This is a genomic window from Enterococcus sp. S53 (genome assembly GCF_016516865.1).
GTDB lineage: Bacteria > Bacillota > Bacilli > Lactobacillales > Enterococcaceae > Enterococcus_D > Enterococcus_D innesii.
In genome coordinates this window covers 17,836-37,536 of sequence record NZ_JACVUH010000007.1, presented here as the reverse complement: position 1 = coordinate 37,536, position 19,701 = coordinate 17,836, and the positions used below count along the sequence as shown (strand labels likewise).

The window sequence follows — 19,701 nt, the reverse complement described above, 5'->3', positions numbered from 1 at the left end:
ACAAATTGCTGAAAAAAGGAGAAGTAAGATGCAAAAAATAAAGGTATTATCTATTTTTGGTACACGACCCGAAGCAATCAAAATGGCACCGGTCATCAAGAAACTAGCAAATGATCCACGATTTCTATCGAAGATCATCGTAACAGGGCAACATCGAGAAATGCTTGAACAAACGTTAGCAGCGTTTGAGCTGACTCCTGATTACGACTTGGCTATCATGCGAGAAAATCAAACCTTGACCAGTATCACCAGTCGTATTCTAGAAGGTCTCGAAGGTATTTTTCAATCAGAAGAACCAGACGTGGTGTTGGTTCATGGCGATACGACGACGGCAGTCGCAGCTGCGCTGGCCGCTTTTTATCAGCAGATCTTGATTGGTCATGTGGAGGCGGGGCTGCGAACAGGTAACAAGAATGATCCGTTTCCGGAAGAAATGAATCGCCGGTTGATTGATCAACTAGCGGATTTTCTCTTTGCACCGACGGATCAAAGCCGTGCCAATCTCTTAAAAGAAAGCCACCCACAAGACCGTATTGTAGTCACAGGCAATACGTCCATCGACGCTTTATACCACACCTTGGCACAAAAAAAAGAGCGAAAACTAATTAGTGAGAAAAAAATCCTTTTAGTTACGATGCATCGACGAGAAAACATTGGGCAACCCATGGAACAAGTCTTTCGTGCACTAAAACGCATCGCTGTTGCTTATCCAGATCTGACGATCGTCTTTCCCATGCATAAAAATCCCCGCGTCCGTACACTTGCCCAGCACTATTTAGAAGGGCAGCAAAACATTCAACTGATTGAACCATTGGATGCCCCTGCATTCTATCAGTTACTGGCAGGCAGCTACCTTGTTTTGACCGATTCAGGAGGGATTCAAGAAGAAGCACCCTCCTTGGGTATCCCCGTCTTGATCGTACGTGAAACGACGGAACGCCCAGAAGGGGTGGTAGCAGGGACTTTGAAACTGATTGGTACCCATGAGGAGCATGTGTATTCAGAAATCGTTCATTTATTGTCAGATGAGGCAGCGTACAAACAAATGGCACAAGCCAAGAATCCCTATGGAGACGGGCAAGCGAGCGAGCGGATCGTGGCTGAATTAAAAAGTTATTTCGAGTAGAGGAAGGCGAATCTATGAGACAATTCCAATCATCTTTTGTCATTAGTAAAACGACGCTAAGGTGGCTACATCTGCTAGAACACATGGAGCATGCCTCTCACGTACCAATTCGTGGGTTGTCAAAAGTGATCAAAAGCTCTAGTCGAACCATTATTGAAGATCTACAAAATATAAAAGATTACTTCGAAGCCTCGATTGAAATGGAAACGACAAATAGTGGGTATCAGTTACAAATTATTGATGCAGAGAGCTACTTAGAAAAAAAGCGGAATTTAATCAGTAATGAACCGTTGTTTCGCATCTTTGAGAGCATTTTCTTAGGTGAAATATTGACAATCAATGAATGGTCAGACATTTTGTTTATTTCTCCTGCCACACTGATGCGTTATTTCAGAAAGATTGATCCCATTTTAGCGCAATATCAATTGACGTTGAACAAAACCACTGTCGATCTGGTGGGAGCAGAAGTCAATATCCGGCACTTTTTTCTGAATTTTTTTTATGAATCCGACAGTACTCCTCATACCGTATTTCCACCGTTGATTATTCATGAGATCGGTCTAAATTTAAAAAAAGAAGAATTCGACAGCAATTTCTCTAATCTCGCCTTTGAGGAAATCAGTTACATGCTATATATCATTTTAGAAAGAACCTCTCATGGGCATTACGTCACGATCGATCCAGCCATCGTAAAACAGTTTCGCAAAGAGTATTATCTCGAGCTGAAAAATTTAAAGACGATGCTGTCGCATCATTTACAAACAACGATCGCCGAAAAAGAAATCATCTACTTTTATGCTTTATCTATGGGGAAGCGGACTGTGTTTGATATTGAGATGGAAAGAAATTTTTGCAACAAGCTAGGCAGAGATTCTCAGATCCTGCAATTAACCCAACGCTATCTAAAGGAAGTAGTGGTACCGCCCTATGCGTTTGAATACAGCACGGTTTTGATTCATTCCTTTTTTGCTACAGTCTTACTAAAGAACAGACTTTCCCCAGTCTTGAATAAAGTGATTCCAGATTTGATTTCATTTGTTAAAAAACAATTTCCCGAAGAGATGGCACAAAACACCACGTTTTTACAAAAGCAATTTAAGCATCTAAAAGGCCTATCTTTAGAAATGATCGTGGATATCAGCGCAGTCTTAACGATTAACATGGACTGTGTCAAAGAATTGTATTGGGGAAAGCCCAAAAAAATCGCATTTCTATTGGAAGGAAATCAATTTATTTCTCAACGGATTCAAGTCACAGCACGTAAGTATCTTGGCAGCTACCAAAAACTCTATTTTCCTAATGTGTTAGATATTAATCCCGGCTATTTTGAAGCGAACCAATTTGATATTATCGTTACCAATTATAACGAGCATATGTCGAATTTTTCTTGTTCAGGAGTCTATTTATTATTCAATAAAATCCCGAACTCAACTGATTGGCGCAGACTCATGTCACTGATCGATTTTAAACTTTAGCCCTTGTCTATGTGCAAAAATATATTCAGATGAAAGATAGGAATGATGCAATCATGATGAAAAAAGGACATGTGACACCAGAAGCCTATTTGAAAAATTATAGTGAACTTTGTTATTTACAGGAATATCCTTTGATCAAACAGGTGTGCACCGAGTTGCAGACACGGTTCAAAGAAATTTGTTATACAAAATATGAGAATGTTCTCCAACAAATCGCTGATTTGCTAGAGATCGACGCTCAGTTACAAATGTTTTTAGATTTTTTTCGACATGATTTTTTTAAGGAAATCGAATTAGCAGAAGAAGAGATCGTCGAAATGATCAAAAAAGACAAAAATGTTTATTACAGACAAATGGCAGGGATTGGGACGAATCAAAAAGCGCCACATGGCTTGATTTATCTCAGCGAAAAATAGTAAAGATAGACTCTGATCGATCAAGACGGTCAGAGTTTAACTAATATATATCATCGTGTTTGATTGATTTGGAAAAAAGCTAGCATCGTTTGGTATAACTGATTATCTGAAGAGCGTTATGTTGTATACGTATATAGGAAGAAAAATCTAGCGATCTGACTTACACATTGTCTAATACAACCAAACGCAAGATTCGTGGATTGATGTGCTTAAGTAGTCGATTCCAATCGGTAGCGTCAGGAAATGACTTCAACAACACGCATTCCACTTCAAGCAAAAACTCTGTGGTGTATTCGGAATAGTTGGTGACCAGTAGATCGATGTTCTTTTCTTGGAGATATTCTGGCGATAATTCGCCGGCGTCAGGATAATAAAGCGTATGAAAAGGTGCCAAGTATTTTCGGATGATACTTTCCGCATATTCACAAGCATACTCATTTCCTTCGAAAATGATCGCGATCGTTCGTTGCCGCCCCCAATTTTCTTCTTTGATCGCTTCCATATGCAGCGTCAGACTGACGCAAATATCATCTAGGTAAGTCGGATCGTAGAATCGTTTGACAAGTTCGTGATGGCTTAAAAAAAATTGGTTTTTTTTGTATTCATCAGTGAATTTTTCCTTGACGAATTGCGTTAAATCATCGATGGCGACATTCATTGTTGGAGAGAGTAGCTCTCTTAATTTCAGTCGGATGAAAAAGCTCTCTAACCATACTAAGTCCTTACTTTCATCAAATGATGAGCCACGATTTTCTTTATAAAAGTCATGAGCGAGTTGTTTGATTTCAGGCCATTGTTCGCAAACAAGCTCACTTGTTAGTAGGGCAGGTTGGTTGATTTTTTGCCGACAAATCAGACAGATAAATAAAAAGATGATTTCTTCTTCAGGAAACGTACAATCAAAGAAACGTTCAATAATGGCATGTAAAGATTCTAATTGAAAAAATGGCTTGCTTTGGTCGTAAAAGTTTTTCAGCTCTGCAGAAAGATGGACCTGTAAGCCATTTTTGTTGCTTTCAATAGCGATATAGAGAATATAAGAGAAATAGGAAAAAGCAGACGCCAGTTGGTTTTTATCCTGCCAGCATCGAGTTATTTCTATCACAGTATTTTGCACGTCAATTGAGGGAAACAGTGTGTTTACGTTAATCGCTGATTCATAATAAAAAACAAAAAAGAACTGGCGAACGTTGATTTCCGAGCCAATCAATACGACGGGACTTGTGGCGATTTGCAAGTGAAAAGGTGCTAAGTAAGTATTGATTTTTTTAAAGTAATTCAACAGTGCTTGCTCGGATAAGTTTAATGCGAGACTCCAATCAAGTAAAGAATACTTTTCGTTGAAAAAAAAGCTTTCTAACAGTTGAAAAATGGGTTCGTCTTTGACAAGAAGCTGGTTTTGCTTTAAATAACCGTCGGGATCAATCTCTTCAATGGAGTACCCAAATTTTGTTGAGTGAATCGCAAGAGAATCTTTGAAGAACTCGCGGAGCGTTTGAATATCAGTGATTAGGGTTCGCTTGCTGCTTTGGGTGATCGTTGCTAAGCTTTTTAAGCTATAAGTATCATTTTTTTCAAATTCACTCAGTAACTGTATTTTTCGAATCAATGATCGATTTCTGAAAAACTTTAATTGAAATTTTTTCATGAAAACCTCTCCTCTAAAAATAGGTGGTAGGTGAAAAAGGGCTTTTTTTGTTGCTTTACATATGAAATTTCGTCTCTTTCTCTGACTGAATAAAAGATGAAGGAACATCATTCTAGTGAAAAATTTCACCGGCTGGTGAAATTTATTATTTTTTTTCACGGACATTTGACGCTATAGTAATCATATAAATCGTTTCTTGAGCCAATCGCTAGTAAAAAAGGCAGGATTTTTATCGAAACTAAGAGCCAGCGCATGTTAACCAAGTTTTTTGCTTTAGAAGTTAGTCATAAAATGTTCGCTCTAAAGGTAAATACGTAAAATGGAATGCAATGGTTGAAAATAGAGGAAACTTAGTAAAAATGTTTTCTATGAAAGCAGGAACAAAGGAGAAGAAGGTATGCAGGCGAGAAAAATAGACAATGCAACAGACTATTTGGCATATTTCCAAAAAGAACTCAATCAAAGAGAGGTGTTTCAACACTTTCCTAAAATATATGGATATTTCCAAGAACTTTCGGAAACGTTTCTAGCTGTGTTTAATAAAAAGTACGAAAATCTTTTTGTTCAGTGGGCCAAACTATTAGCGATCGATGCGCAACTTCAAATTTTATTGGAGCTTTGCAATCATGGGAAAGATGACTTGGTCACTGATCTAGGCCTAACTGAAGAAGAGATCATTGCCATGATTCGGAAAGAGCATCGCTTTTTCTATCGTGAAATCACAGGACTGAAAGTCACTCAAAAACCCAAAGTCGGTTTGATTTATATGAGTGAAGAATAAGCGCCTTTCTGTTCGTCAAGAACTTCATTTTTTGTATTCACGAAATAAATTGCGAGAAACAACTAACGGCTAAGTAGCTTTTGAGGAAGCTACTTAGCCGTTTTTGGGCTGATTTTAGGAAGTATCCAATCTTGGGCTATTTTCGCAATACGCCCTCGATGGCTTGGTGGATCGCTAATAGGTCTGGCAAGGTGATCTGTGCATTGATCAATATTACCGGTATTTCTGCCGATGTTGCGGTCAATGGTGATGTACTGATACAAAGATCATAATCATCGTCTTCAAAGTGATCCCGCAGATCAAGGTTATAGAAACCTTGAAAAGGGGTTTGGATCAACTCCTTAATTGCTAAAGAAAGTGCGAAAGGCAGGTCCGTTTCTAACTTGATTCGAATGACTTGCTGAAAGCGAGCTGGAGGTAAAATCAGCGTCCAGGCTGTTGCTACATACAAAGCCAGTCCTTTGCGTTTTTTCAAATCCTCGTGATAGACTTTTAGATAAGCTAGCAATTGTTCGGAATGAAGTTGCAAATTCGGAAAATGTTCGGTAAGGAACTGAGCTGTGTTATAGCCCGCTAGCGTATGAACAGTTTCGCCAAACAGTTCGACGGATAATATCCCATTCAGGATCGTATTCAAAATGACTTGTTTACGTGGTTGGGAAATGACCATCTTTTCAGCTGGCGAAGTCATTGAAGCCAGTGCTTTTTGAATCGTAGTAAATTGCTGGTCACTCGTTTTTTTCGAAGGAAAATAACAATTCAGTTGCTCCTCTGGAAACGTTCGCTCTAGATTGGACATCAGCCACAAAAAGCAAAACTGACATTCTTTTTCATTCAGAAAAAAGTGAGTCATTAACTCCTGTGACAGTTGGGTAAAAATCGGTGTTTCTGGATTCGTTGATTGTTGAAATAAGGTTAAGTCTAAGCCCTTTAATGGTGGTTGGAGCTGTAACTTTTCTTCGGCAATCGTTTGACCTTGGCGGAAACGCAAACAGATTACGGCTAGTATATAGGTCGTCTGTTTCAATTCAATCGTGTTAAAAGGTATGTGATTGTTGCGATAGAAAGCTCGAGCGATCTCCTCACATTTGCTTTGAGAGAGACGATTGAAAGGCCAATCAACACCTGAAAAAGTACGCCAAAAGAAGGCGACCATAAAATAGCGAATGCGCGCTTCATCACCATTCAGCTGTACATTTCCTTTGGATTTTTTTAATGTAAAGCCTAAAGGTGCCAAGAGATTCTCCAGCTCATAGACTCTTTTGCGCACAGTAGACTCCGAGAAAAAATAATCGTTAGCAAATTGAACCACATTAATCTCATTATGCAGGAGCAATGTTTCTAATAATTGAAAAAAAGGATTCTTTGCTAGTAGTTGTCGTAACAGATGTTTATAGTCTGTTTTGTTTCCGTTAAAGTTATATCCAGCTCCATGTTTGGCCAGTAAGATGGGGTGTTTTTCCTCGGCATTTTGCTCAAGCTGTTTTGTTAACGCTATGAAACTTTTTTGGATTGAGCGGCGATCAAGAGCAAGGGTGGCACTGATTTCTTCAATTGGGACAAAACGTTTTTGTAAATACAAGAAACGCAATAAATCGAGGTCTTTTTTCAGACTACTCCCAAAAAAAGTGTAGAATCGTTCCATCAAAGGACCTCCTATCTCCTTACACTATTGATGATTCATCTTCATCATAGCATAAAAAAGGATATTTTTTTGCATAGGAAATTGACATTTTTTTGTCTCTTTTCAGGGCTGGGATGCTCTATACTGTGGTCTGGTAAAAGAATAAGCTTTTGCGCTAGCAAACAGGAAGAAATGATTGGAAATAAGAGGAGTGATAGAAATGGAAGAAAAAAAAGGTTGGTTCCAACAAAACAGTCGCTTATTACTGATCCTATGTACTTTTATATTGAGTATGATCAGTGTCAGCGCGAAAGCGGCGACCTATGATTTTGACTATCAGGAGAACCAAGCGGGGCACTACCTTACCCACGGTACGGCTGCTGGAGATACCTACAATTATGATTATGGAAATGCACCTGGAGTCGAGTTTGATAGTGAGAATTATGTCAATTATGATGATCAGGCGTATTTAAAGAAAAGTGTGCAAGAAGTTGCAGGAAATCAAGGATTGTTTGACGTCACCCTTGATGTTAAAGGAAACCAAACGAACAATGCGGTTGATTTAGTTTTAGTAGTCGATTTTTCTTCTTCTATGACTGGAGAAAAATTGAATAATGCGTTGTTAGGCTTGCAACAATTTGGCACGGAATTGGCAGACTCATTAGCAAATGGCTCTATTCGAATCGGGATCGTGGCCTATAATCGCTATGTTTACTCCACGAATGGTTTTTCAACAGATATCAATTACTTAGAACAGTTTCTACGTCAAACCGCAGAGTCCCATTCCGGAACATTTATGCAAAAAGGGTTATTAGAAGGTGAGCGGCTCTTGCTGGAGGAAAGTCGTCCAGAAGCTGAAAAACTTTTTATCCATATTGGTGATAATAGTGCCAATCGTAGCTATCTTCCTGTAGAGGGAGCGACTACCTATCCTAACACGGGGGAGATCACAGACTATAACGGTTATCACACCCAAAGCTATGTCAAAGATTTTCAAACTGATAATTCTGCGTATCATACGACAAGTTCATCTTCTTCGGATCCTCTTGCAATCCCTGTCAGTACTTCGGTAGTGACAGACGCGACTTTAGGCACGATCGTCGCGATCAAGGAAGCGGGCTTTCCAATGTATTCGGTAGCTACTGCTCCGTCTTCTCGCGGGGAATACATTGGTCGAAACTTAGCTACATCATCAGGGAATTATTTAACGATAGATGAAAATCTGGTTGGCTTAGGTTCAGCGTTGACGGAAATCGCAAATAAAATCGATAAAACAATCTCCAATGGTACGATCACTGACCCAATGGGTACAGGAATCTTGCTACAAGGTGCAGGTAGTTTTGATTCCGATAACTATCAACTGGTTGGATGGCGAAAAGATGAACAAGGAACTTGGGTCGAAGCACCTGACCTAGTGGCAAATGTGCAAGTAGCAGAAGCCAATCAAACCATCACTGTCAGCAATCTTGCTTTGGGTGAGAACGAGCGAGTTACATTGACCTATCAAATCCGCCTTGATACTGAAGACTCTTCATTCCAAGGAGAAACGTGGGTTCTATGTAACGGTCGTACCACATTAGTGCCGGAAGTAGACGGAGAAGCAGTAGATTTTCCAATTCCATCGATTAAAGCGCCAGTGGTTTCGATAAATGTCCTTAAGAAGTGGGTCAATGTTTCTGCCGCCGAGATTCCAGAGCAGATCGAATACCAAGTGCAACGAATGACCACCACCTCGGAACAAGGTTGGCAAATTTCCGATCCACTGACCTTGAGCAAGGAAGACGATTTCCAAGTCACCCTCAGTGAGGTTCCTGTTAATGGTCAACAACTCGTGTTACCCAAATACAATAATCAGGGAGAAGACTTCAGTTATACAGTGACGGAAATCAATGTTCCTGAAGACTTTGAAAGTACGGTTACTAACGATGGTGAAACGATTATTCTAACTAATACCAAGAAAGAGACCGAACCAAGCACAACGGAACCAAGCACAACAGAACCAAGCACAACGGAACCAAGCACAACAGAACCAAGTACGACGGAACCAAGTACCACCGAATCAAATAATGATCATTCATCAACGAGCCAAACGAGTCAATCCAGTGATCAGGTCGGTGGTTCAGTGACTACCACCACTTCTAGTCAAAATAATGGAGGTTTGCTTCCGCAAACGAATGAAAAACGTGCTGCCTGGTTAGTTGTTTTAGGAACGATCATTGTAAGTGGCGTAGCTGTAAGTATTTTCAAAAAGCAATAGAACGTAGTGCTAACTTATAATTCTAGATAAACAGCTAGACGAGTGTCTAGCTGTTTTTTTGCGTAAAAAAACCACCACTGAATGCAGCTATTTAAAAGGAATATTCTTGCTAGACATACAGTCAGAAAAAAAGATTAGTTACGCATTAAATGAGTTGCTAGCAGTCATATATAAAATAACTAATAGTATTTAACTGTAAGAGACAAGAATCGAAGGGAATTTAAGGAGAAGTCAATCTTTTTGCACCCTTGTGTGCAAATGCTGGTTAAAAAATAGGTGGTAATTTTGTTAGAATCAAACAAGAAACATTGCAATGATTCGAAGGTAGAGCAAAGGAGGGAGACGCAATTTGATTATCAATGGATAGGAAACTTACTAAAGGAGATTCAGCACGTGAACAGTCTTACATTCCAATTAGTAACGAGCTCAGTCAATCGAAGAAGTCTCATTCTTTTGGCACACATGGAAAATGAACACGTTTTAAGTGTCAAGCAGCTTTCAGAAAAAGCAAGTATTTCCCGTCGAACCGTTTTGACCGATCTAAAAGCAATTCGTGCATTTTTTGGAGACACGATCTCTCTTAATGGGACACATCAAGGAATGAAGTTAGTGATCAACGATCATGATGAGTATGATAAAAAACGACGTTCCTATTATGAAAAAGAACCACTTATTTTATTGGTACAGGCTTTTTATGCAGGCCAGACGTTTCCTTTTCTAGCTTGGATTCGTGCCATGCACATTTCGGAATCTACGGCAAATCGACTTTTAAAAAAATTGCAAATGATTCTTGATGACTACGAACTGGTAGTAACAAAGTCTTCGATTGGTTTAGTAGGAGAAGAAATCAATCAGCGGAAATTTTTCTGGGATTTTTATTGTGAAACGCATTATTTTGACTTGCCACCAATCGATCACCAACTTCAAGAAGCTCTTATATTACGAATTGAGCAAGAAGTGGACATCATATCAAAGAAAAAAGTCATTAGTATTATCCGTTTATCTTTTCAGCGATCGACTTATGGCACATTGACTTTTGATAGCAAAATTAAGGCACTGGCGCAACAAGATCCACTTTATTTAGCGATCAACGAGACGATCCAAGAAAGTGGTAGTCTGCAAACGATAGCAAGAAAACGTATTTCTGAAGAGGCTTGCTTTATTTATTTAATGCTATACGCTCAATGGACACTTCGTGGTAAAACAAGGATTCCCCTGAGCAGTATTTTGACAAAGAGTACTCACTTTAACCAATTATTTGTTCATTTTTTGGAGCTGCACCATTCTTATCTTGAAAAACCTTGTTCTAACCAACAAATCGTTGAAGATTTTTTAGTACGTCAGTATGCAAAAGTTGGCTTAGCACCTACTTTTTTAAAGAATTCGGATAGTACAAATCATTTCGTGTGTTCTTTGCCATTCAATCTGTATGAGCCGTTGATCGCATTTATGGAAGTAAATGCGATTCCGCATTATTTCGAAAATCGTTTTTTCTCTGACTTTTGTTGTTCCTTCGTTCTGTACCTTTTTGGCAATCAATTGATCCGGATTTCTCGAAAAATCGTGGTGTTGCTTGCCAATAATTATGTGATTGATGAATGGATTTGTAGTATCTTTGAGCATCATTTTAGTGGTCGAATGGAAGTCCTGTATGAAGAACAGTTGTCGTTCAAACAAATCAATCAGCTTGATTGCGATACTTTGATCACTAACATCGTTCCGTTTGAATACACCATTGAAAAGCAGCCACAAATCTTTTTTCTACCTAAATACATTGGTTATAAGGAAACGATTAAGATAGTCGTTTCAATCTTGAATGAAGAACTACAGGACTTTTTCTGTGTCTAGCGAAAGTTCTTTTAAAAGGAAGCGTGGCAGGGAAAGGGGGAGTAATGAAGCTTTATAGACTCAGTTATCTTGTTGTATTGTCACTGATAGTATGTTGTTTGTTTCGTGTTGATCCGGTGTATGCCAAAGAAATTGTTACTAGCCGAACAGAAGGGGTCATCCGCTTCATTGAGGACAATAACAAAGAGTCCAATCCAAAGCCGCCGGCAGGTGAATGGCTACCACCTGGAGAAGAAGGAGGTGGAAAAATCAAGGATCTTCCGCAATTAAATAGTCAACAAAGGGAAGTTTATTGGATCGGGGTGCTATTCGTTAGTGTTAGTGTAGGAATTTACGTGAAAAAACAAAGACTCTCCATTTGAAAACAAGAAAATAAGCTGTACTAGAGAATGAAGTCATTCTGAAATTTAAAGTAGGCACAATGGGGGTTAGTCACACAAATGCATTTCCTATTGGGTTGAAAAGAAATCCGGACCACGCATCAATTAGAAAAAAGAAGAGGAGTATTAGTATGAAACGTATGAATTTAGTAACAATCGGCGTTATGAGTATCACCGTTCTATCTGGAGGAGTGACAGCTTTAGCAACATCAGTCATCCAAGGGATTACGGAAAATGAAGTAGAGTTCATTGCAGGGGACGATGAAGAGATCGATGTTGAATTACCTGAAAAAGAACCGGAAGTAGAAATCGATCCGATTGATCCAGATGTAAAAGGACCCTTTACTCTTGTTCATGTGCCAAAGCGTTTTGATTTTGGTACACAAGCAATCAGCACAGAACATGGGGCAGCGGCGATGCTTGCAGAGATGGAACGTTTGTCTGATGGTACAGGAACCGTTCCATATGTTTCTTTTGCTCAAGTATTGGACACTCGTGGGGAGCATAATGGCTGGACATTAAATGTTGATTTGGATCAGTTCATGAGTACAGATGCTAATTCTAGCCATATATTACGGGGAGCCTATATTGAATTACGAGATCCGCAGATTCGCTCAAATGCGCTAGATCCTGAGACTTTTCCAAGCGCACCGATCGATCAGTTAAATCGTCAAATCATTGATGCTGGAAGTGAAGACAACACATTGATGACTGCTGCGGAGGGACAAGGAGCTGGAGTTTCGACAGTTCAGTGGGGAAACCAAACACTTCTGAATCAGAAGCATGAGGCTGGAGAAAGTGACATTCTGAATGAAGCAATTTGGTTTCATGTGCCAAAGGGAGCAAACCCTCAAGCGACTACTTATAAGGCGACTTTGACGTGGAATTTAAGTGCTACACCAGAAAATTAATCGGTTCTGCTAAAAAGCAGTGCATCGAAGCTTCGTTTCGAAGTAAAAACTCAGAAAATCACAATAGGTTTCTCTATTCAAACATTCTTGAACGGGAAATAGGAAAGTGGTTCAGGTAATAGGCAGGAGGCGCGTATTTCCTGCCTATTATGGAAGGAGCGGTTCAGTTATGAAAGGATATAACAAAAAATCAAGAATATCTAAGCAAGTGATGGGGATTGCTTTCCTGTTGTTTTTATTCGTTGGCGCGCCCTGTATGAGTGGAGCAACAACACAATCGGAACTACCATTTCATGTAGTCCCAAATTTGCCACAAAGCCAACTAGCTGACGGAAACAGTGGTTACTTTGATCTGGAAATGGCACCAGGTACGAGTGATTTATTAGGTTTGACGATCCAAAACCATTCGACAGATGACATTGTGATTGAAGTTTCTGCACATACAGCTTTTACTAACGGAAATGGAGTTGTTGAATATGGCAAAGATGCGACTGAGCCAGATCCAACTTTGCTTCATTCACTAGCTGATCTGATCGATTCACCAGGTGAAATCTCACTGTCAGCCAATGAAAAAAAGACGATCGAATTACCAATACATATGCCAGAAGCAGCCTTTGCTGGGAGTTTAGTTGGCGGTTTACGTATCCGTGAGGTGATAGCAGAAAACACCGATTCAGAGGTGGAGGGTGTTGCGATTCAAAATCGGTTTGCCTATATCTTAGGAGTCGTAGTGCGGAATGAGTCTTCCCTCATTGAACCAGAGCTTGCCTTGCTAGACGTCTTTCCTGGTCAAGTGAATTACCGAAATGCATTTCGGGCGACGTTACAAAATCCACAGCCGCGTTTCCTGAATCAGTTAGAGGTAGTGGCGACAGTGCGGCGAGCAGATCAGAAAGAAATTTTGTACGAGGCACAGCGAGAAGGAATGCAAATGGCACCAAACTCGCATTTTCATTTCCCCGTTTCCTTAGCTGGAGATCGCTTTTATAGTGGAGAATATGTAATGTCTTTGACGGCACGATCAGAGGGTGAGGAGTGGTCATGGGAGTATCCCTTTACGGTTGAAGCAGATGTTGCAAAGCATTTGAATCGTGAGGATGTTACCCTTGATCCTGAGACAAATTGGTGGCTAATCAGCACATTTGGTTTAGTAATGGTTCTTCTTGGAACGATCATTTGGCTGTTATGGAAAAACAAAAAGCCGAGAACGGATACGTAAGAAGCGAAAAAGGAGAGCTGGGAATGAAAAAGAAAAGCTTGGAACACTTGCTTCAATGGAGCCTTATTTTGATGTTGATTTGCTTGCCGAATGAGCCTTTCCTCATTGCTTTTGCTGAGACAGGAGAATCCGAGTTGGTGCAAACATTGGAGGAAAGCTCGCTGCTTGAGGAAATTGGCACACGCTCATTGCTCCCACAAGCGACTTTTGAGTTCAAGCAACCAAGATTTTCTGGTACTTTGGGCAACCCCCTCTTACTTGAATTGGTCAGTGATCTAGCGGTGGAAGAAGTGGTCCTAGAATTACCTCCAGAGCTTGAGGTGCTAGCAGAGGAGCAACCATCAGAAAAAACAGTAATAAAAAAGGATGCTAATCATTGGCAAATCAAGACAAGTCAAAGGCAGCAATCCTTTGCTGTTCCGATCATTGCCAAACAGACGGGAAGTTTTGTCGTAACAAGTGGAGGAGCAGAAGCCCTGGTCGAAATAAAGACAGCAAATGATTCGAAAGAAGATACCCAAGAAGATATCCAAGAAGATACCCAAAAAGAGGTCGTGGAAACTGGCACTCTTGCATCTCAAGGGACAGATACCGGTGTTTCCGAGCAATCTGGAAGTAGTATAGAAAGCCCTCAAGATTTTTTAGAAGAAGCCGCAAGTGATGCCAGATCAAGTTCTTTTGACGGATCGGTTGTTGAAGTTGCTAGCATGGCCGAGTTCATGAGTGCCTTACAAAATCCAACTGTTTCGATTATTTCTTTGCAAGCGGATCTTACTCAATCTGCTAACAATGTGATGGATATCAATCGCTCCATCATGATTCAAGGAAACGGCCACACGCTGACGTTCAATAATAATAATGCTTATTTTCGCCTAACAACTGTAAATGAAGAAACGACTTTCCGTTTAGAAAATCTGAGCTATCATAAAACAGGAAATACTGCTTTGATCCAAACGACCAATATTTTAAGCCGCGATTGGGTCGTTGAGGTAGCGAATGTTGAAGAAGTCGCTACGAACCGTTCTCCGTTTATTTTGGCTCGAGAAGCAAAAGTTCATTTTACCGGTGGGATCAATCGTTTTGAAGCAATGACTATGGATTCAGATACTTTATTTAATCTCAAAGAAGTGGAAGCAAGCAACCAAGCACAAGTAATCATCAATAAGCCGAATATGTGGATTTTTTATACTGCACCAGATATTTCAGATCCTAGATTGTTGATTGATGAGGGAGCTCAAGTAACTATTGTGACGCAACAAGGGGCCGCGAATACTATCGACCTTCGCGGAGACAACGGAAAAGTCATACTCGACCACAACGCACACTTAGACATTCAAAGCCCCGGTGCCGCTACGAATGCCACGAATGAAGCAAATAATGCCCTTATTCTTTCTGGGAAAAATCCGACTTTTATTGCGGCAGAAAACGCTGTTTTTTCGATCAATGTTACGGAAAGAAAACGAGGACTTGCGCTTACTGGCGATCAGCCAGAATTGAGCATCCAGTCTCGTGCGGATGTATCGATCAAAACAATGAATGCGAATGCCATACTTTTGAATGGAGGCACGCCATCCATGACGATCACTGGTGATAGAACGTTTCTCCGTGTCACGAATGAGTTTGCTGCAGAGGCTAATGCGATCGACATACGTGGAGATAATGGTGCCTTTTCCATTAGTGAAGAAGGATCGCTTTTCATACAAAGTCAAGGTGCAACGATCGAAGCTTCTAATAATCAAAATAATGCGATTATGATGAGTGGTGCCAATCCAAAGATGATTGTTAGTGAGGCTGCCCTCGTACAGATTGAAGCAACACAAAGGAGACGTGGTTTATTTTTGACAGGGGATAATCCTCACCTGGTGATTCAGTCTGGTTCAAAAGCAAACCTAACGGCAGGAAATGCTAATGCATTGCGAGTCGACGGAAAAAATGCTGATGTCACCATCACTGGACAAGATACTCATGTGTCGATTTCCAGCAAAATTACCGCAGCAGAAGGAGCAGCCTCTTTTGTTTTAACGACTCCAGCGAATGCCTCAGAATCAGGGGTGCTTATGGTCAGTGATTCGGCAGTATTGGAAGTCGAGAGTATTGACTCAAGCGCCATCAATGTCACTAGTCTGGGCTTTACCTTTGAGGTTCAAAGCAATGGGAAATTAATAACTAGCAGTCAATATGCTAATGGGGATCACGCGACGATCCGATTTTTATATTATGGTTTGGTAACTTTTCATGTGACCGATGGTGGTACAGTGAATGTCTTTAAAACAGGTGGCAGCGCTCCTTTGATTCGAATTCCTAGTGGAGGAAATTCGTTTGAAATATCGGATGGAGGCATCGTCGATCTTTATAATCCAGGTACAGGGACTCCTAGTGACGGCAATGTTGCTGGGGGAAACCAAGGAATTTTCTATGCAAGGGGTATCTATGAAAATGGCTCGGAAAATAATTTTTCGATCGTGGGTGTTAATAGTAAGTTTATGTGTGTAGCTAAGAGTGGTCCTGGGATTGATATGCACACTTATTTCAATTCAACGATTTATGTTGAACAAGGGTATTTTCAAGTGGAAGGACATACAAGTACGCCGAATGGAGGTGTCTTTCGTTCAGGAAATCTTTCTGTCATCTTGAACGATCCAGTCTTTTTTGATTTCCGTAACGAGCGCTTCGATGGTGGAAACATCTTCAGTGTCTCCAATCTATCAACATTAACTGCCACTAATAGTGATTTAGCCGTCTGGAAAAATGGTTCGAATCTTTCCGGTGATCCAGATTTAAACTTTCCAACCCTTGATTTTGCTTTTTCAGGTACTGATTTTGGTACATTGGGAGTGACGAATCAGCCAGATATACTGAATCTGGAGACTTTTGGAGACAAAGGATTGACAAGCTATTCTCGAGTCAGTTCGAATAATGCACGCTGGGCGATTGCAGATGTTTTACGAGTTCCGACAAATGCCGATAAAAAAATCCATGGTAGAGTTAGTATCCCGGTTGGTTTTGATGGCACTCGCCCAGCGTGGGACAATGAAGCGAAAGTGACTGTAGAAATTGAAACTACTGCTGGTCACAAAGAGCGAGTCACGGCTAGTACGGTTGGACACACAGAGGAAAACCCCGGAATCAGTATTTATGGGGAAGAAGCGCAAGGAGGCGTTTTTGAAATTTCTTTAGCGGCGCCTTTGGAAGCAGGAACGACGGTTCGAATTGTAGCAGTCGAACTAACAAGTGGAGAGTTGACAGAAGGTGCGCTGAATCTAATTTTAGTCGGTCCTGTTGAAGTCTTTCCGATTATTCCCCCAACGCCCGCGGTTGTTTCTTCTTTGACACTTCTTGAAGAATCGACTGAACTACATGGCTATACAGAGGATAGAGAGGTTCAAATAAGCGCAACGCATAATGGCGTGTGGTTCAATACAGAGATGGCTGATATCGATGAAAATGGCCGATTTATCATTGACTTAAGTAGTCGTCAGCTAAAAGATGGAGATGAGATCCAAGTATTTCTGAAAGATTCTGTCGGTTCGGCGAAAGCAGCTGGTGTTCAGCATCCACCTGTCACAAATGATCAGACTGGCAATCAGAATCCTCCTTCAGAATTGTCCTTTCGTGATGCAGTATTCCCCGCTGCTACAACGGTCAAAATTGTGAAATCCGGTCCATTTCCGCCAGTTGATCCATTAGAACCAGAGATGGAAGTAGAGCCAGACAATCCTCCGCTCCTTCCTGATAACCAAGGAATGATCAGTCTTGATTTTGTCTCTCAGTTTCAATTTGGTCAAGTACCGATTCGTAGTACCAAAGGAACCTATTATGCGTTGCCTCAACAAATCAGTCAGGAAGGGACAAGTGACACCGCCGACCGACCGAACTATGTGCAGATTACTGATCAGCGTAAGCTATTGGCAGAAACGAGCTGGCGTTTATCGGCGACATTTGATTCACAAGGGTTCCGTAATGAGGATAATGATCATTTAATTGGTGCGCAAATCAATTTACACAATCAATACCTTGCGACTGCTTCGACCAATGCTGATGCTAATATGCCAGAGCTTGCTGTGGCTGATGATGGTACCATAACTTTATTACCGGGGGAAGGTCAGCTGCTGCTAACCGGTGGTAGCCGGAGTACTGGGACATGGATCTATCGTTTCGGTGATCAAGAGACGGCAGCTACCAGTGTTGAATTGGAAGTTCCGGCTGGTGCCAATCCAAAGACAGGGCGGTATCGAGCAACGATCGAATGGTCTTTGAGCAGTGTACCTGAGTGAAAAAATATCGGTACACCAATAGTGCTGTTTCAAGCATCAGAGGATTAAAAATATTAAACGACTGCCATAAGTTAGCTGTTTAAACTAACTCAGGGCAGTCGTCTTAGTATGCTTAGCCGTTTTTTGATTTACTAGGTGCGATTTTTTTGACATCTTGCAGAGTAAAATTATGGATGATTTTTGGGTTGATGGTTTTCAAAAAACTGTTCCAGTCTTCTGCATCTGGAATCGATTTGATTAGGAGGCACTCGACATCCAACAGATAGTCTTCAAGGTATTCAGCGTAATTCGTTACGACAAGATCAACCTTATTTCGTTCAACATAGTCCAAAGAAAATTCACAGGAATCAGGAAAATGCAATGTATGGTAGCGCCCAAAATATTTGACAGCAAATGCATTAATATGAAGACAGATCAAAGCATCACCTTCTAAGAGAAAGGCGATCCGTCTAGGCGTGCCCCAATACTTTTCCTTCAAGCCTTCAAAATATAAGGTGAAACGGGCGCTGATTGCTTCTGCTGCAAAAATAGACTGTTTGAGAAGAAACTGTTTATTTTCCTCATACTCCACTGGGTATTGATTTTGAGCGTAGACCGTGATTTCTTCCATACTTCGATTATAGGTCGGAGAAATCAGCTGTTTGATTTTTTCTGTAATGAAGAAAGAGTGCAGAAAAACGAAATCACGTGTCTTTTCATGGTCTGATATTTGTTGGAGCTGGCAAAACTGGGTCGTTAGCCCTTTTAACTCAGGCCAATGATCAAAGCGGTTGACGAATGAAATCTCAGCAAGATAGTTTTTTATGCCACGGTTGCTTGCCACAAGTGCAAAAAGATAGACCAACTCATCTAATGGTAAAGTCAAGGAGAAGGTGGTTTGTATACGCTGATTGAGGCGTTGGAACTCTTGGAAGAATTCATCTGCTAAGACGATTCTTTTTAAATCTTCCGATAAAGCAACGGATTCCCCAGCTTGATAGCGTTCAAGGATAATATACAACCAATAACTGATATACCAAAAGGAAGAGGTGTTGTTGGTTTCGCCACGAATCGTTTGAAAAAAATCTAAGACAATGTTTTGGACAGCAATCGTTGGGCGAACGGTATGAGGGGTAGCGTCAGACTCGTAATAAAAGGTATGAAAGAATTTGCGAATATCTGTTTCTGATCCAATGAGGCGGAAATTTTTATGATCGACTGACAATTGAAAGGGAACCAGTGCTTTTTCAAAAAGTGATAAATAGCGCAAAAGTGAACTTTCAGAAACGTAAAAATACGCTGCCCATTCAGAAACGGACCGATACTCTCCTTTAAATTGATGCTCGAGAATAGCGAATAACGGCTCATTTTGAAGGAGTGCTCGTTTTAGTTCAATGTATTCTTTCGGCCGAACTTCATGAAAAGAGTAGCCATTTGAGGTGGACTCGATCATCATCGTATCCCCAAAATAGCTCCTCAACTCCTCAATATCATAAATGATCGTGCGCCGAGAACGCTGCACAGCTTCTGACAACTCACGATTGGAAAGGGTCTTGTGTCGTTCCAAAAGATTTAATAGTTTCAACCAGCGATTTGTAGTAGCAGAGGTAATAAATGCCATTTGAAAATTTTTCATGATCAGCACTCCCATATGGTCTGTTTGATGGATCGTTTCTCACGTCTGATTATCAGATATTGGTAGGAGCAACGCAAGGGAAATGATTTTCTGGAGACCTATCATGGGCGATTCTTGAGAATGAACA

13 protein-coding genes are annotated in these 19,701 nt (G+C 40.6%); 10 read left to right on the top strand and 3 right to left on the bottom strand.

Annotated features, from left to right (window positions below):
* Positions 1 to 28 precede the first annotated feature (28 nt).
* From wecB to IAE45_RS10460, 3 genes are read left to right on the top strand one after another with little or no spacing between them, the layout of a single operon-like run.
* Positions 29 to 1,126: a non-hydrolyzing UDP-N-acetylglucosamine 2-epimerase gene (gene wecB / locus IAE45_RS10470; protein ID WP_200126071.1), complete on the top strand. Its 1,098-nt coding sequence runs from the start codon at positions 29 to 31 to the stop codon at positions 1,124 to 1,126.
* A 14-nt stretch (positions 1,127 to 1,140) separates the two neighbouring features.
* Entirely contained in the window at positions 1,141 to 2,601 is a 1,461-nt protein-coding gene (locus IAE45_RS10465) for a helix-turn-helix domain-containing protein (protein ID WP_200126069.1), read from the top strand.
* A 53-nt stretch (positions 2,602 to 2,654) separates the two neighbouring features.
* On the top strand, positions 2,655 to 3,017 hold the full coding sequence (locus tag IAE45_RS10460) for a DUF7006 family protein (protein ID WP_077453629.1): 363 nt from the start codon (positions 2,655 to 2,657) through the stop codon (positions 3,015 to 3,017).
* Between the two features lie 160 nt (positions 3,018 to 3,177).
* On the opposite strand, the gene IAE45_RS10455 is transcribed toward IAE45_RS10460, so the two are convergent.
* On the bottom strand, positions 3,178 to 4,665 hold the full coding sequence (locus IAE45_RS10455) for a helix-turn-helix domain-containing protein (protein ID WP_200126067.1): 1,488 nt from the start codon (positions 4,663 to 4,665) through the stop codon (positions 3,178 to 3,180).
* Between the two features lie 397 nt (positions 4,666 to 5,062).
* On the opposite strand from IAE45_RS10455, the gene IAE45_RS10450 reads away from it, so the two are divergent.
* Positions 5,063 to 5,446, top strand: coding sequence for a DUF7006 family protein (locus tag IAE45_RS10450; protein WP_142424073.1), 384 nt, complete (start codon positions 5,063 to 5,065; stop codon positions 5,444 to 5,446).
* Between the two features lie 136 nt (positions 5,447 to 5,582).
* Here the strand turns inward: IAE45_RS10450 and IAE45_RS10445 are convergent, their stop codons facing one another.
* Positions 5,583 to 7,091 carry a helix-turn-helix domain-containing protein gene (locus IAE45_RS10445; RefSeq protein WP_200126065.1) on the bottom strand — a complete coding sequence of 503 codons (1,509 nt, stop codon included), beginning with the start codon at positions 7,089 to 7,091 and terminating at the stop codon, positions 5,583 to 5,585.
* 199 nt (positions 7,092 to 7,290) lie between these two features.
* Between IAE45_RS10445 and IAE45_RS10440 the strand changes: the two genes are divergently transcribed.
* From IAE45_RS10440 to IAE45_RS10415, 6 genes are all read left to right on the top strand, one after another.
* Positions 7,291 to 9,327: a VWA domain-containing protein gene (locus tag IAE45_RS10440; protein ID WP_200126063.1), complete on the top strand. Its 2,037-nt coding sequence runs from the start codon at positions 7,291 to 7,293 to the stop codon at positions 9,325 to 9,327.
* A gap of 393 nt (positions 9,328 to 9,720) precedes the next feature.
* Complete coding sequence (locus tag IAE45_RS10435) at positions 9,721 to 11,175, top strand: helix-turn-helix domain-containing protein (RefSeq protein ID WP_077453624.1); 1,455 nt, start codon at positions 9,721 to 9,723, stop codon at positions 11,173 to 11,175.
* Positions 11,176 to 11,219: 44 nt separating this feature from the next.
* Positions 11,220 to 11,537, top strand: a complete 318-nt coding sequence (locus IAE45_RS10430) for a hypothetical protein (protein ID WP_077453623.1) — start codon at positions 11,220 to 11,222, stop codon at positions 11,535 to 11,537.
* 149 nt (positions 11,538 to 11,686) lie between these two features.
* Positions 11,687 to 12,466: a WxL domain-containing protein gene (locus IAE45_RS10425; protein ID WP_200126061.1), complete on the top strand. Its 780-nt coding sequence runs from the start codon at positions 11,687 to 11,689 to the stop codon at positions 12,464 to 12,466.
* Positions 12,467 to 12,635: 169 nt separating this feature from the next.
* Positions 12,636 to 13,685 carry a DUF916 and DUF3324 domain-containing protein gene (locus IAE45_RS10420; RefSeq protein WP_077453621.1) on the top strand — a complete coding sequence of 350 codons (1,050 nt, stop codon included), beginning with the start codon at positions 12,636 to 12,638 and terminating at the stop codon, positions 13,683 to 13,685.
* A 23-nt stretch (positions 13,686 to 13,708) separates the two neighbouring features.
* A complete protein-coding gene (locus IAE45_RS10415) occupies positions 13,709 to 17,959 on the top strand; it encodes a WxL domain-containing protein (protein WP_233619011.1) in 4,251 nt (1,416 codons plus the stop codon).
* Between the two features lie 112 nt (positions 17,960 to 18,071).
* On the opposite strand, the gene IAE45_RS10410 is transcribed toward IAE45_RS10415, so the two are convergent.
* The gene (locus IAE45_RS10410; RefSeq protein WP_077453619.1) at positions 18,072 to 19,574 is read right to left on the bottom strand and encodes a helix-turn-helix domain-containing protein; all 1,503 of its coding nucleotides are present in this window, start codon (positions 19,572 to 19,574) and stop codon (positions 18,072 to 18,074) included.
* Positions 19,575 to 19,701 lie beyond the last annotated feature (127 nt).